Origin of the sequence: Aeromonas sp. R4-1, from assembly GCF_040908325.1 — a bacterium.
Classification (GTDB): domain Bacteria; phylum Pseudomonadota; class Gammaproteobacteria; order Enterobacterales; family Aeromonadaceae; genus Aeromonas; species Aeromonas veronii.
Genome location: NZ_JBFODM010000036.1, coordinates 30,727 through 44,345, shown reverse-complemented (window position 1 = coordinate 44,345; position 13,619 = coordinate 30,727). Strand labels below are relative to the sequence as shown.

At 59.6% G+C, this 13,619-nt stretch carries 13 protein-coding genes and 1 pseudogene; 12 read left to right on the top strand and 2 right to left on the bottom strand.

Annotation, left to right across the window (positions count from 1 at the left end; all coding sequences use genetic code 11):
- Window positions 1-95: 95 nt before the first annotated feature.
- Together AB5Y90_RS04995 and AB5Y90_RS04990 are read right to left on the bottom strand one after the other, a co-directional pair.
- A pseudogene (locus tag AB5Y90_RS04995) lies at window positions 96-1,352 on the bottom strand (amidohydrolase); the annotation flags it as partial.
- Window positions 1,353-1,418: 66 nt separating this feature from the next.
- Window positions 1,419-2,330: a GyrI-like domain-containing protein gene (locus AB5Y90_RS04990; protein WP_307896389.1), complete on the bottom strand. Its 912-nt coding sequence runs from the start codon at window positions 2,328-2,330 to the stop codon at window positions 1,419-1,421.
- Between the two features lie 154 nt (window positions 2,331-2,484).
- Between AB5Y90_RS04990 and fliE the strand changes: the two genes are divergently transcribed.
- The 12 genes from fliE to fliP all read left to right on the top strand — a co-directional run bounded on the left by fliE (window position 2,485) and on the right by fliP (window position 13,599).
- Window positions 2,485-2,802, top strand: coding sequence for a flagellar hook-basal body complex protein FliE (gene fliE / locus AB5Y90_RS04985; RefSeq protein WP_005362062.1), 318 nt, complete (start codon window positions 2,485-2,487; stop codon window positions 2,800-2,802).
- A gap of 62 nt (window positions 2,803-2,864) precedes the next feature.
- Window positions 2,865-4,574 carry a flagellar basal-body MS-ring/collar protein FliF gene (gene fliF / locus AB5Y90_RS04980; protein ID WP_042054467.1) on the top strand — a complete coding sequence of 570 codons (1,710 nt, stop codon included), beginning with the start codon at window positions 2,865-2,867 and terminating at the stop codon, window positions 4,572-4,574.
- A complete protein-coding gene (fliG, locus tag AB5Y90_RS04975) occupies window positions 4,567-5,628 on the top strand; it encodes a flagellar motor switch protein FliG (RefSeq protein ID WP_005334749.1) in 1,062 nt (353 codons plus the stop codon). The genes fliF and fliG overlap by 8 nt, the downstream gene beginning before the upstream one ends.
- Before the next feature lie 68 nt (window positions 5,629-5,696).
- On the top strand, window positions 5,697-6,521 hold the full coding sequence (fliH, locus tag AB5Y90_RS04970) for a flagellar assembly protein FliH (RefSeq protein ID WP_368166629.1): 825 nt from the start codon (window positions 5,697-5,699) through the stop codon (window positions 6,519-6,521).
- A 52-nt stretch (window positions 6,522-6,573) separates the two neighbouring features.
- Window positions 6,574-7,905 carry a flagellar protein export ATPase FliI gene (gene fliI, locus AB5Y90_RS04965; RefSeq protein WP_005334747.1) on the top strand — a complete coding sequence of 444 codons (1,332 nt, stop codon included), beginning with the start codon at window positions 6,574-6,576 and terminating at the stop codon, window positions 7,903-7,905.
- A gap of 27 nt (window positions 7,906-7,932) precedes the next feature.
- Complete coding sequence (gene fliJ / locus AB5Y90_RS04960; protein ID WP_151285827.1) at window positions 7,933-8,373, top strand: flagellar export protein FliJ; 441 nt, start codon at window positions 7,933-7,935, stop codon at window positions 8,371-8,373.
- A 67-nt stretch (window positions 8,374-8,440) separates the two neighbouring features.
- A complete protein-coding gene (locus AB5Y90_RS04955; protein ID WP_368166628.1) occupies window positions 8,441-10,369 on the top strand; it encodes a flagellar hook-length control protein FliK in 1,929 nt (642 codons plus the stop codon).
- Between the two features lie 57 nt (window positions 10,370-10,426).
- Window positions 10,427-10,942: a flagellar basal body-associated protein FliL gene (gene fliL / locus AB5Y90_RS04950; protein WP_005334744.1), complete on the top strand. Its 516-nt coding sequence runs from the start codon at window positions 10,427-10,429 to the stop codon at window positions 10,940-10,942.
- 7 nt (window positions 10,943-10,949) lie between these two features.
- On the top strand, window positions 10,950-12,020 hold the full coding sequence (fliM, locus tag AB5Y90_RS04945) for a flagellar motor switch protein FliM (RefSeq protein WP_005334736.1): 1,071 nt from the start codon (window positions 10,950-10,952) through the stop codon (window positions 12,018-12,020).
- A 49-nt stretch (window positions 12,021-12,069) separates the two neighbouring features.
- Complete coding sequence (gene fliN / locus AB5Y90_RS04940) at window positions 12,070-12,462, top strand: flagellar motor switch protein FliN (protein WP_005298791.1); 393 nt, start codon at window positions 12,070-12,072, stop codon at window positions 12,460-12,462.
- Entirely contained in the window at window positions 12,459-12,839 is a 381-nt protein-coding gene (gene fliO, locus AB5Y90_RS04935) for a flagellar biosynthetic protein FliO (RefSeq protein WP_368166627.1), read from the top strand. The genes fliN and fliO overlap by 4 nt, the downstream gene beginning before the upstream one ends.
- Window positions 12,826-13,599, top strand: coding sequence for a flagellar type III secretion system pore protein FliP (fliP, locus tag AB5Y90_RS04930; protein ID WP_368166626.1), 774 nt, complete (start codon window positions 12,826-12,828; stop codon window positions 13,597-13,599). The genes fliO and fliP overlap by 14 nt, the downstream gene beginning before the upstream one ends.
- Window positions 13,600-13,619: the final 20 nt, after the last annotated feature.

Here is a 13,619-nt window from a genome sequence, read left to right as displayed (position 1 = left end):
CATGGGGATAGTCTGTTGGGTATTAGCTGGTCAAGGATGGCGATCATACCTCAGAAGCCGCGCCACGCCTCGCTCATATGAGGGGATGGTTAAGCCTCCAGATGGGTGATGCTGTGCAGCAAGCGGTGATCCTGATTGTGGGCCCGGGCATAGGCGATGGCATCGAGGGATTCACGGACGGCCCGATCGCCGATGGCATGAAAGTGAGCGATAAGTTGATGAGCATCCGCGGTGCGGATCAGCTCGTTAAAACGCTGTTTGTCCAGATCGTCCTTGCCGCTGTAACCGGGACGGTTGAGGTAGGGCTCGCTCAACTTGGCGGTCTGGGATGGATACTCGATGACACCATCTTGCAGGATCTTTATCCCCACCAGTTTAACGTCCGGGGCATCTTGAAACTGCTGTTGCAGCGCCAATACGTCATCAATGATGGCGGGTGATGCATGTATCCCCACCAGCGCCAGTGCGGACACATGTCCGGTCAGCTTGCCTTCCCGGGAGAGCATGCTGTACGCCGGCAGCAGGCCAGTATCGCGGCGATCCGGCTCGGCGTTGAAGATAGGGGCGAGGGGGCGAATGTTGCTGATAGGGTCCATCCAGGCGGTAATGCCCACCTGATTGAGTTGTTTGGCGGCGGTCATGATGGCACTGGCAATCGTCTCATCGCTGACGGGGGGCAGCGCCTTGAGGATGGCATCCCAGCCGCCTTCCGAGGCAAAGCCATTGAGCTTGCCGGATGGGGTGAGGCCAAAATTGCCTTTCAGCGGAGCATAACGACCGACAAGGGAGTCGGCATCAATGCCAGCCTTGCGCAGCATGGCCTGATTGGCCCAACCGGTGTGGGCATCCGAACCGGCAAGCACCACCGGGATCTGCCGGTATTGCGGGCCATTGAACACCTGATCGAGCAGGGGAAGCTGATGCCAGTAGTCGAGGGAGACATTGCTGTATAGCTCTACATCGCCCAGTGTCAGGCGGGGGTCATCCTTGCTGCGGGTCAGAAATTGCTGCACCTGCTCAACCTCACTCATGGCATCGGGAAAGTTAACCGTCATCCCCTGAAAACCGGCAAATGCCGCATGAACATGGCTGTCGACGAGCCCCGGCATCAGGTACTTTCCTTTCAGATCAAGACGCTTGGCATGGTTGCCGAGGCGGGCACTGACCTCCTGATAGCTGCCGACTGCCACTATCTTTTTACCTTCAATGCCGACCGCTTCCGGGTGAGGGTTCGCCGGATCACCACTGTAGATGGTGCCGCCAAAGATCAGAGTCTGGCTCTGTGACTGGGCATTGGCGGCAGCGGGGAGCGTTACCAGCAGGCTGGCGAGAAACAGCGTTTTGATATTCATGGGCATGACTCCGTCGCTTCGGTGCCCGAAGGCACCGAAGTGGGTAAATGGAAATGAGGTATCGGCTTATCGGTTGATCAGCGGGATACAGATATCAAACACGTAATGCTCCTGGTCGGGGTCCGTGCCTGCGTGGTATTGCTCGTAACACGGGCGATCGTCGCAGTTCAGCCCTTGGCCCACTACCCAGCGAAACGCCGTTTCCCAGCAGGCAACCAGTTGATCGCCGCGAGCGATAAACTGACAAACCGCATAGGGGCCCGCGGCGATGATCTGGGTGGTTAACTGGCGTCCTGCGGGGATCTCTGGCCCCAGCTCGATGCAGACGTCAGTACGGCAACGGGTCTCATCGGTGATATCGGGGATATCCCAATAGAGACTCAGGGTACCCGCCGGTGTCATCGCCTCGTCTGAGGTGAACAGCGCGAGCAAATCCCGATGAGCTTGCTCGCAGGTCTCTTTGCCATAGGGGCCCAGGCGGCGCATGTACGCCACGCGCCGAGCGGGCATCAGCCTGACGCTAGCCCCCTGCAACAGACCCGGGTGTTCGGTGACCGGGTGCATGACCAGGCCATCATAGGTGTCAAAGGGAAGGGGATCGTTTCCAATCTTGCTTTTCCAGTTTCCCCCCTGCTGCTGGCGGTATTCCGAGGGGCTCATGGCGAAGTGCAGGCGAAAGGCCTTGGCGAAATTCTGCGAGCTGGAGAACCCGGCGGCCAGTGCGAGGGTGGTGATATCGCTCTGGGGGGAGGCGAGCAAGCGACGGGCAGCGCGCTCCATACGCAGGCGCCGGGTAAATCCGGCAATGGTCTCGCCGACCACCGTCTTGAAAATACGGTGGAAGTGGAAGGTGGAGATGGCTGCCGCCGCTGCGACCTCATCCAGGCCCGGATTGTCATCCAGATGGTGGCTGATGTAGTCCATCGCCTTGAACACGGGTTTGCGATAATCCAGAGCGGACTCCTTGCCAGCCAGCAAAAGTGGGCGTCAGAGTCGGATTTAATCAGAGCCACCTGCCGTTGTCGAACCCGTCCGGCCTGGTCTGGCCACTCATCCGCATCGCGCTTTTAACGCATTGGCACTCTAATTGCTTGTTGCATGCCAGCGTCAATGATTTGTCTGGGGATGGAAAATGGAAATTAGTGCAAGCAGCCTGATGCAAGAGATGCAGGCGCTCAAGATCGAAGCAGGCGCAACGCCGCTGGCACAACCCGGTCGTCAGGTAACCTCCGACTTTGGTCAGCTGCTGCAACAGGCGCTTGGCAACGTCAACGAGCTGCAAGGGGCCGCCAATGACCTGCGTACCCGTTTCGATATGGGTGACAAGTCGGTGGATCTGGCCGAGGTGATGATCGCGGGCCAAAAATCGTCCATCGCCTTTGAAGCCACGGTACAGGTGCGCAACAAGATGGTCGATGCCTACAAGACCATCATGAACATGCCGGTATAAGCGACGCCAATAAACCATGACGACTGAACATCATGAACATGTCAGCAATAAGGACATAAATCGTGGCTACTGACCAAAACGGCGATCTGCTGATAAACGATGAGGGCACCGCCGCCCTCGATGAAAATGAGCAGAAGAGTTCGGCGCTGGGCTTCCTGTCCAACACCGATGTGCTGCGGCAAATCACCCTGATCCTGGGGCTTGCCATCTGTCTGGCCATTGCGGTGTTTATCCTGCTGTGGGGCAAGGAGCCGGACATGCGTCCCCTCGGCACCTACACCACCCAGGAGCTGGTGAAGACTCTCGATTTCCTCGATCAGCAGAAGATCCCCTACGAGGTGGATGGCAAGAGCGTGCTGGTCAACGCCGAAAGCTACCCCACTATCCAGCTGGCCCTGACCCGTGCCGGTCTTGCCAATGCCACCGATAGCAGCATCGGTGGTGAAGATATCCTGCTGAAAGATTCCAGTTTCGGCGTCAGCCAGCGGATGGAGAGTGAACGTCTGAAGCTGAGCCGCGAGCGCCAGCTGGCGAGCGCCATCGAGCAGTTCCAGAATGTGGCCAAGGCCCAGGTGCTGCTGGCTATCCCGAAAGACAACGTGTTTGCCCGCAACGAACGCAAACCCAGTGCCACCGTGGTGCTCAACCTGAAAGGGGCGGCGCTGGGGCAGGGGGAGGTGGACTCCATCGTTGATATGGTGGCCTCTGCCGTGCACGGCCTTGAGCCGACCCGCGTCACCGTCACCGACCAGAATGGCCGTCTGCTCAACTCCGGCTCGCAAGACCCGATCTCGGCCCAGACTCGCAAAGAGTTTGCCATGCAGCAGAAGCAGGAGCTGGAGTACAAACAAAAAATTGACGCCATCCTGATCCCGGTGCTGGGGGCCGACAACTATACGGCGGAAGTCGATCTCTCCCTCGACTTCTCCCAGCAGGAGCAGACCCGCAAGACTTACAACCCTGACTTGCCTGCAGTGCGCTCCGAAATGACCATGGAAGAGAACAGCGCCAGCGGCAGCAACGGTGGTGTGCCTGGCGCCCTCTCCAACCAACCCCCTGCCGCCTCCAATATTCCCGAGGAGGCGACCGGTGGTGATGGTGCCAGCGCTGCCGCTTCTGGCCGTTCCCGCAAAGAGGCGACCCGCAACTTCGAGCTGGATACCACCGTCAGCCATACCCGTCGCCAGATGGGTGGCATTCGCCGCATGACCGTCTCGGTTGCCGTGGATTACAAAGCAGTACCCGGTGCCGACGGGGCTGTGACCCGTGAGGCGCGCACCCAGGCAGAACTCGATACATTGCGCCGTTTGCTGAGCGGTGGCCTTGGCTTTGATGTGACCCGTGGTGATACCCTTGAGGTGGTCGCGATTCCGTTCAATCGCCCAGAGCTGGATACCGTGGCCGAGGTGCCGCTCTACGATCAGCCCTGGTTCTGGCGTGCGGTGCGGATTGCCGCCTCGGTACTGGTGATCATCGTCTTGATCGTCACCGTGGTTCGCCCCATGCTCAAACGACTGCTCTATCCGGATGCCAAACCGGAAGGGGAAGTGGATTTCGACAACCACACCGTACTGGGTGGCGACGACGAGTTGAGTCTGCTGTCAGCACAAGTCGAGAACGATCAGGTATTTGGTGTCCGCGATGGCCAGCTGAAACTGCCGGATCTGCACCGTGACGAAGACTTGCTCAAGGCGGTACGTGCGCTGGTGGCGAACGAGCCGGATCTGGCCGCTCAGGTCATTAAAGAATGGGTAACGAACAAAGATGCCTGAAGAAAAGAAGAGTCAAGTCACCGGCAATGACATCACCGACAGTCAGCGCCAGATCCTCGACCAGATGTCGGGGATGGAGATGGCTGCGGTGTTGATGCTGAGCCTCAATGAAGAGGATGCCGCCCAGATCTTCCGTCATCTCGAGCCCAAGCAGGTGCAGCGGCTCGGTATGTCGATGGCCTCCATGTCTGACTTCAGTCACGATCGGGTGGCGGCGGTGCACCGTCAATTCATCGACGATATCCAGAAGTACACCAACATCGGTATCGGCAGCGAAGACTTCGTGCGCAAGGCGTTGGTGGCGGCCCTTGGCGAGGACAAGGCGAGCAACCTGGTGGACCAGATCATTCTCGGTTCCGGCGCCCGCGGCCTCGATTCGCTCAAGTGGATGGATGCCCGTCAGGTGGCCAGCATCATCCAGAACGAACACCCGCAGATCCAGACTATCGTGCTCTCCTATCTGGAGCCGGAGCAATCCGCCGAGATCCTGAGCCAGTTCCCGGAGCAGGTGCGCCTCGATCTGGTGATGCGTATCGCCAACCTCGAAGAGGTACAACCGGCGGCACTGCAAGAGTTGAACGACATCATGGAGAAACAGTTCGCCGGTGCGGCCGGTGCCCAGGCAGCCAAGATGGGCGGCCTGAAGGCTGCCGCCAACATCATGAACTATCTGGATACCAATATCGAAGGCCAGTTGATGGACTCCATCCGCGAGTCGGACGAAGAGATGAGCCAGCAGATCCAGGATTTGATGTTCGTGTTCGAAAACCTCATCGATGTGGACGATCGCGGCATCCAGACCATGCTGCGGGAAGTGCCTGGGGATCTGCTGCAACGTGCCCTCAAGGGCTCCGACGATCAGATGCGCGAGAAGATCTTCAAGAACATGTCCAAACGGGCGGCCGAAATGCTGGCAGACGATCTGGAGGCCATGGGGCCGATCCGGGTCTCCGAAGTGGAAGCGGCCCAGAAAGAGATCCTCTCCATCGCCCGTCGTCTGGCGGATGCTGGCGAAATCATGCTGGGTGCCGGTGGCGGCGAGGAGTTCCTCTAAGCCATGGCCCATAAACAGAACCGCGATGCCAAGCCCGCATCAGGCAGTGGTGAGGAGCCGCGCAAAGCATGAATAACAAACTGCGTGGTTATGTGCGCCCCGAGGGCGATGATGCCCGGGTTGAGACCTGGGGCTGGCCCGAGATGGAGGTCGAGGTAGAGGCGGGAGCGCCTACCAATGCTCTTGGCCTGTCCCCTGACTGGTATCAGCAGGAAGAGGAGGTGGTGGAGCCGGAGCCCGAACAGGAGCCGGCTCCCAGCATCACCGCCGAAGAGCTTGAAGCGATCCGTCAGGCCGCCTGGGAAGAGGGGATGGCTGAGGGGCGTGAGTCCGGTTATGCCAAGGGGATGGAAGAGGGCAAGCTGGAAGGATTGCAACAGGGCCACTCCGCTGGTCTCGAACAGGGGCGCGAGGAGGGGCTGGCCATGGGCCGCGAGCTGGTGGAGCAGGAGATTGCCCACTGGCAGGGGCTCGCCGCCCGCCTTGCCAATCCGCTTAACGAGCTGGATCAGGCGGTGGAGCAGCAGTTGGTCTCGCTGGTGATGCAACTGGCCCGCGCGCTCATTCGTCACGAAGCGGAGACCTCCCCCCGCATTCTGCTGGAGGCGCTTAAAGAGGGGCTGGCCTTGCTGCCTGCCGCCGAACAGGGGGTGACTCTGATGTTGCATCCCGACGATATCGCGCGAATCGAGCAGGCATTTGGCGCCGACGAGTGCGCCAAGCGCCACTGGCGATTGCAGAGCGATCCCACCCTCTCCCTCGGCGATCTGCAACTGGCGACCGAGCTCTCCAGCATCGATTTGACCCTCTCCGCGCGCATCGATCAGTTGCTGCGCAACTTCTTGCGGGACAATGCGTCGCAGAAACCGGCTTCGCAGGACTCACGCCCATAACCGATGCCGGACGTTGCCGTCCGGCTGCACTTTTTAGCTCTCAGGAGGCCAGATGAGCGGCTCGCTACTGAACCGGTTGCAAGGGTACAAGGTACGCGACAGCGCCCCCAAACCGCCGGTCGCCGGCAAATTGACCCGGGTGGTGGGGCTGACCCTCGAAGCCATCGGCTGCCGCGCCGCCATCGGTGCCCTCTGCCGCATCGATACCCTTGATGGGACGCTGGAGGCTGAAGTGGTCGGTTTTTCTGGCGATCGCCTCTATCTGATGCCGAGCGAGCAGCTCAAGGGGGTGATCCCCGGTGCCCGGGTGGTGCCCATCACCGAAGAGCATGGTATTCCGGTCGGCATGAACCTGCTAGGTCGAGTCATCGACGGCATCGGCCAGCCACTCGATGGGCTCGGCCCCATTCTCTCCTCCCAGACCGTGCAGTTTGCCCAGCACCGCATCAACCCGCTCTCTCGCCGCCCGATCCATCAGCCGATGGACGTGGGGGTGCGCGCCATCAACGCCGTGCTGACGGTTGGTCAGGGCCAGCGGATGGGGTTGTTTGCCGGTTCCGGTGTCGGTAAATCGGTGCTGCTTGGCATGATGACTCGCGGCTCGGTGGCGGATGTGGTGGTGGTCGGCCTCATCGGTGAACGGGGCCGGGAAGTTAAAGAGTTTATCGAAGACATTCTGGGAGAGGAGGGGCGAGCCCGCTCCGTGGTGGTAGCGGCTCCCGCTGACGCCTCGCCGCTGATGCGGCTCAAGGGGTGTGAAACGGCGCTTGCCATTGCAGAATATTTCCGCGATCAGGGGCTTAATGTGCTGCTCTTGATGGACTCTCTCACCCGTTATGCCCAGGCCCAGCGTGAAATCGCGCTGGCGGTGGGCGAGCCGCCGGCGACCAAGGGTTATCCGCCCTCGGTATTTGCCAAATTACCGGCGCTGGTGGAGCGGGCGGGTAACGGCAGTGACGGCCAGGGCTCCATCACCGCCTTCTTCACCGTCCTGACCGAGGGGGATGACCTGCAAGATCCCATTGCCGATGCGGCGCGGGCGATCCTCGATGGCCACATAGTGCTGTCGCGCGAGCTGGCTGATGCGGGCCACTATCCGGCCATCGATATCGAGAAGTCCATCAGCCGGGTTATGCCTATGGTCACCTCGCCGGAACATATGGATCTGGCGCGCACCCTCAAGCAGTTCTACTCCCTCTATCAGCAGAACCGGGATCTCATCACCATCGGCGCCTACAGTCAGGGTTCCGATCCGCGCATTGACCGCGCCATCATTCAAAAACCCTATCTGGATCAGTTCTTGCAGCAGGGGATGCGCGAGGTCATTCACTACGATGATGGCCTGCAAGCCTTGCAGATGGTGGCGATGCCATTGATGCGCTGATGATGGTCGGTAACAGAGAGGTCGACGATGAGTAAAGGGTTGGTATTGTTGGCCGATCGGCTGGTGGAAGCGGAGCAGCAGTGTGCGCTGGCACTGGTGAAGGCGCAGCAGGATCTCAAGCTGTTCATGGATCAGCAAAATGCTCTCAACCAGTACCGCCAGATCTATCACCAGCAGTGGACCGATCGCGGCCTGCAGGGGATCTCACCCCAGCAAAACACCCAGTATCACGCCTTTATCAACAAACTCGAACAGGCAGCGACCCAGCAGTACGAAGGGGTGTTGCAGGTGCGTCAGGCGCTGGAACAGCGCCGTGAAGAGTGGCTGGCTGCCCAGCAGCGGCGCAAGGCGGTAGAGCTGTTGCTGGAGAAGCAGGCGAGCCGCGAGCAGCAGAAAGCCCAGCGTCAGGAGCAGAAGATGCTGGATGAGTACGCTATGTTGCGACGCTTTCATCAAGCTGGCCTGTAACTTGCTTTGATATGGACATTGTCGGCGGCCATCTCACTGGGGGCCACCAGAATTCAGGGATCCCATCATGATGCAGACACTGTTGACACAAACGCCTTCGGCTGCGGCCAACGGGTTGGACAAAGCGCCTCTGAGCGGTTCCGTCGAGAGCAAAAGTATCGATGGGGGAACCGGCAGCGACAGCAAGGGTGATTTCGCCACCCTGATTGCCAAGGCCCGGAACAGCGAGCAGGGCACCCCCGAAGCCACTCAGGGCGGTAACCATGTCCGATCAGCCAAATCTTTGGCGACCGAGAGCGCCTCTCCCAAAGAGGAGACCAGCAAGGAGCAGGATCCTGACGCCGACAACAAGGTGGGTGAGGTCCCTGCCACCGACTTTCTGCTGCGCCTGCAAGACTCCCTCAAGCTCGATACCTCGCTAGTGACTCCCCAGCTGGCGGTGGCGGCCCAACAGAGCGCCACTGCGGTAGACGGCAATCCGTTGCCGCAAGAGGGTGAGCTGGAGGGGATTGCGCTTGATGAAAGCGAGCAGACTCCTGCCGCTGCCAGGATTGCCCAACAGCTTGCCGGTCAGACCGGGGCGCAGTCGCCGCTGGCGACGACCGCCAACTCGACTCTTGATACCACGGTATCGTCCTCTGCGGCGCGAGTGGTGACGCAGGGCGATGCCTCTTCTGCCGTTCTCTCCTCTGAAGGTGAAGATGCCGCCACCACTGCGGATGGGCAGTCCGGGGAGAAAGCCTCTGCCAAGGGCGAAACCCTCGGAGCGGATGGCAAGCAGACCAAGCCCCTCACGGGGGCAGAGCGGATGGCCCTGCTGGCCAAGGTGCTGCCGGTCGATGAGTCGGCAAGCGCCGCCAAATCAGCGGAGTCTCTCGCAACAAAAGAGGCTGGCGACAGCAAATCCGATCTCGCCGCCAGTAATGCTTTGACTAACAAGGGGCAGGCGACGCAAGCCGCGACTCAGGGGGCTGCGCTCAAGGCCTTCAGCGAGGGGCTCAAGCAGCCTGAGGCGGGCGCTGCAACTACTTCAGCAACTGCGGATGGAAGTGGGGTAGCTGGCAAGGGGGCAGAAAAGAGTGCTGCCGAGGGAAGCCTGCAGCCAGCCACCGCCGCCAATCAAGGTTCGGCGCCCGTGACGACGGCGCAAAGTGCCGCAGAAAGTGCCGCAGCCCAGAGCAGCGTAACGGCAACTGCGACGGCTCAGACCGATAGTGCTGCCGCCCCCGTGATGGTGGCGCCGCAGCAGGTGTTGGCACAGGCTGAATCTCAAGGGCCGCAAGCGCCGCTGTCGACCATTTCAGCCGGCATCAAGCAGATGGAAGTGACCGGCACCGACGAGGTGCGCAAAGCGGTTTCGCTTGAGGTAAAACCGAAGGCCGGTGAGGCGGAGAAGAGCCTGGTTGCGGCGACATCGAGCGGTGAGAGCAGCCAGAACCAGACTGTTCAGCATGGCCAAAACAGCCAAACTCAGCCACAGGTAGCCGATAGCCGGGCGCCCGCCGCTGAGACAACGCTGCGCCGTGAGCCGCAGAATTTACCCCATTTGAAACTGGCCAGTCAGGAAGCGCCTGCCGAATTGCACCAGAAGGTCAATGTGATGCTGGCCGAAAAACTGCAACAGGCGGAAATTCAGCTCGACCCCCTCGGCCTTGGCAAGATGAAGATCCAGATCCAGATGGGAGCCGACAGCCAGGCCAACGTCCATTTTGTGGTACAACATGGACAGACCCGCGAGATGCTGGAGCAGGCGATGCCCCGGCTGCGTGACATGCTGGCAGGGCAGGGGATCCAGCTTGGTCAGACGCAGGTGCAGCAGCAGTCGCAACAACAGCAGCAACAGGGCCAGCCCACCTTTAACGGGCAGGGGCAGCAAGGTCAGAGTAGTGGTCAGCAGCGGTCCGGTAACGGGCTGGTTGAAGGGGAACTCACCACTTCCAACCCCAGTTTGCTGGTGGAATCGACAAACGGTTCCGGAATTGATTTCTATGCTTGATGCAATCCCGAGTAAGTTTATGATATCGAACAAGTTTGAGACTAGGGTGGACAAGGGATGGCTGACGATAACGAGTTGACGCTAAAAGACCCGGCTGCGGGCAAGAAAAAGAAGCTGATCATTATCATTGCCCTAGCGGTTATTTTGCTGGGCGGTGGTGGTGCTGGCGCCTTCCTGATGCTCTCCGGCTCCGATAAACCGCCCGCTGAAGCGGCGGAAGGTGCCGAGGCCGCACCCAAGGAGGAAGCGCCTAAACCTTCCCTCTATGTCGGTATGCCGCGCCCCTTTGTCTTCAACGTTGCAGGTGCCCAGCGAGATCGACTGGTGCAGATCAAGATCCAGCTGATGGTGCGCGGTACCGCCGACGAGACGCTGGCCAAACAGAATATCCCCCTGATTGAAGGCACCTTGCTGCGGGTATTCAGCGCAGCCAGTGCCGAACAGCTGATGACCTTTGAAGGCAAGGAGAAGCTGCGCAAGGATTCACTGGAAGAGTGCCGTCGGGTGCTCAAGGACCTGGTCTCTTCCCCCGTTATCGAACAAGTGCTGTTTACCGGCTTTGTAATGCAGTAGGTGAAGCGTGAGCGATCTGTTAAGTCAGGACGAAATTGATGCCCTCTTGCACGGTGTCGATGATGTCGAAGAGGAAGAGATAGGCGGCGCTGGAGACCCCGGCGTAGCCCAGTTTGACTTCTCCTCCCAGGACCGCATCGTCCGTGGTCGCATGCCGACGCTGGAGCTGGTGAATGAACGTTTCGCCCGCCATATGCGGATCAGCCTGTTCAACATGATGCGTCGTACCGCCGAGGTCTCCATCAACGGGGTGCAGATGCTCAAGTTTGGCGAGTATGTTCATACCCTGTTTGTGCCGACCAGTCTCAACATGGTGCGGTTCCGCCCGCTCAAGGGGACGGCACTCATCACCATGGAGGCCCGACTGGTCTTCATCCTGGTGGAGAACTTCTTCGGTGGCGATGGCCGTTATCACGCCAAGATTGAAGGGCGCGAATTTACCCCGACCGAGCGGCGCATTATCCAGATGCTGCTCAAACTGGTGTTTGAGGATTACAAGGATGCCTGGGCGCCGGTGATGGACGTGGGGTTCGAGTATCTCGACTCCGAAGTGAACCCGGCAATGGCCAACATCGTCAGCCCGACCGAGGTGATCGTGGTCAGCTCGTTCCACATCGAGCTCGATGGTGGCGGCGGCGACTTCCACGTGGCGATGCCTTATTCCATGCTGGAACCGATCCGCGAGCTGCTGGATGCCGGTGTGCAGAGTGACAAGGGGGATACCGACGTACGTTGGAGCAAGGCGCTGCGTGACGAGATCATGGACGTCAAGGTGGAGCTGCGGGCCAAGCTGCTGGAGACAGAACTCACCCTGCGTGAACTGATGGAGCTGCGACCCGGCGATATCATTCCCGTCGATATGCCGGAAAATCTGCTGGTTTTTGTGGAGGACTTGCCCACTTTCCACGCCAAGATGGGCCGCACCAAGGATAATGTGGCGCTCAAGATCACCGACAAGCTCAAACGTCCGGAAGGGGTCAAGACGGAGATGCATCTGGTGACCCGGGGCGGGGTACGAATTGATGGCGAGGCCGAGCTGGAAGAGCTCGAGCGCAGTATCGAAGATCAACAGCGATAATTGACGGTTTATTACGGTAAACGGTCACGAAGTAGCATAAGGAAACAAGATGAGCGGAACTGAGGAAGAGGATCTGATGGCTGATGCCTGGGCTGCGGCTCTGGAGGAGCAGGTGACGGCGGAAGCCAAGCCAGCCCCGCTGGAAGAGTTGAAAGATGATGCCCCCATCAGTGCCGAGGAGCGTCGCAAGCTCGACACCATTCTCGATATTCCGGTCACCATCGCCATGGAGGTGGGCCGCAGCCAGATCAGCATCCGCAACCTGTTGCAGCTTAACCAGGGCTCGGTGGTGGAGCTGGATCGGGTTGCTGGCGAGCCGCTGGACGTATTGGTCAACGGCACCCTGATCGCTCACGGCGAGGTGGTGGTGGTAAACGACAAGTTCGGTATTCGCCTGACCGACGTCATAAGCCAGATTGAACGGATCAAGAAGCTCAAATGATGCGCCTCCTGTTGTTATTGCTGCCTGTTCCGGCCTTTGCCGAGACAGCGGCATCTGCCAACGTGCCTAGTCTGAGCTCCTGGTTGCTCTCAAGTCTGATGGTGATTGGTCTCATTCTGGTGCTGGGCTTTCTGCTCAAGAAGAGCAAGCTGGCGACCGCCATTGGGGGCGGCCAGATGCGGGTCATCGCCTCGTTGCCGGTGGGTTACAAAGAGAAGCTGCTGGTGGTCAAGGTGGGCGAACAGCAACTGCTGGTCGGCGTAACACCGCAGCAGATCAACTTTCTCTACCGGCTGGAGGAGCCGCTGGATGAAAACCAGCCGCAGGCGTTTTCCCAGCAGCTTGGCAAATTGATGGGCAAGCATGAAAAAAGCTAACGGCTTATGGCTGAAAACGGGGCTGCTGGTCAGCCTGCTGATACCACTGTTTTGCTCCTGGCCTGCACTGGCACAGGACGCCATGTCGGCGGTGACCGTCAAGACCATGGGGGATGGCTCTCAGGAGTACAGCCTGACCCTGCAAGTGCTGGCGCTGATGACCGCGCTCTCCTTCTTGCCGGCCATGGTGATCATGATGACCTCGTTTACCCGCATCATTGTGGTGTTGGGTATCTTGCGCCAGGCGATCGGTCTGCAACAGAGTCCTTCCAACCAGGTGTTGATCGGCATCGCCCTGTTCATGTCGTTCTTCATCATGTCGCCGGTGCTGGATCGCATCAATGATGAGGCGTTGCAGCCCTATCTGGCCGAGACCATTCAGGGAAAGGATGCGCTGGAGCGGGCCGAGTTGCCCATCCATCAGTTCATGCTGGCCCAGACCCGCATCAAGGATCTCAACACCTTTATGGAGATCGCCAACGTGCAGGTGGAGAAACCTGCCGATGTGCCGCTACGAGTGCTGATCCCGGCGTTTGTCACCAGCGAGCTGAAAACCGCCTTCCAGATTGGTTTTATGCTGTTCCTGCCGTTCCTGGTCATCGATCTGGTGGTCGCCAGTATCCTGATGGCGATGGGGATGATGATGCTCTCGCCGATGATTGTCTCGCTGCCTTTCAAGCTGATGCTGTTTGTGATGGTGGATGGCTGGAACCTCATTCTGGGGTCACTGGCCAACAGTTTCGGACTGGGTGCCGGTTAGCCGGTCGAGCGCAAGGAGCC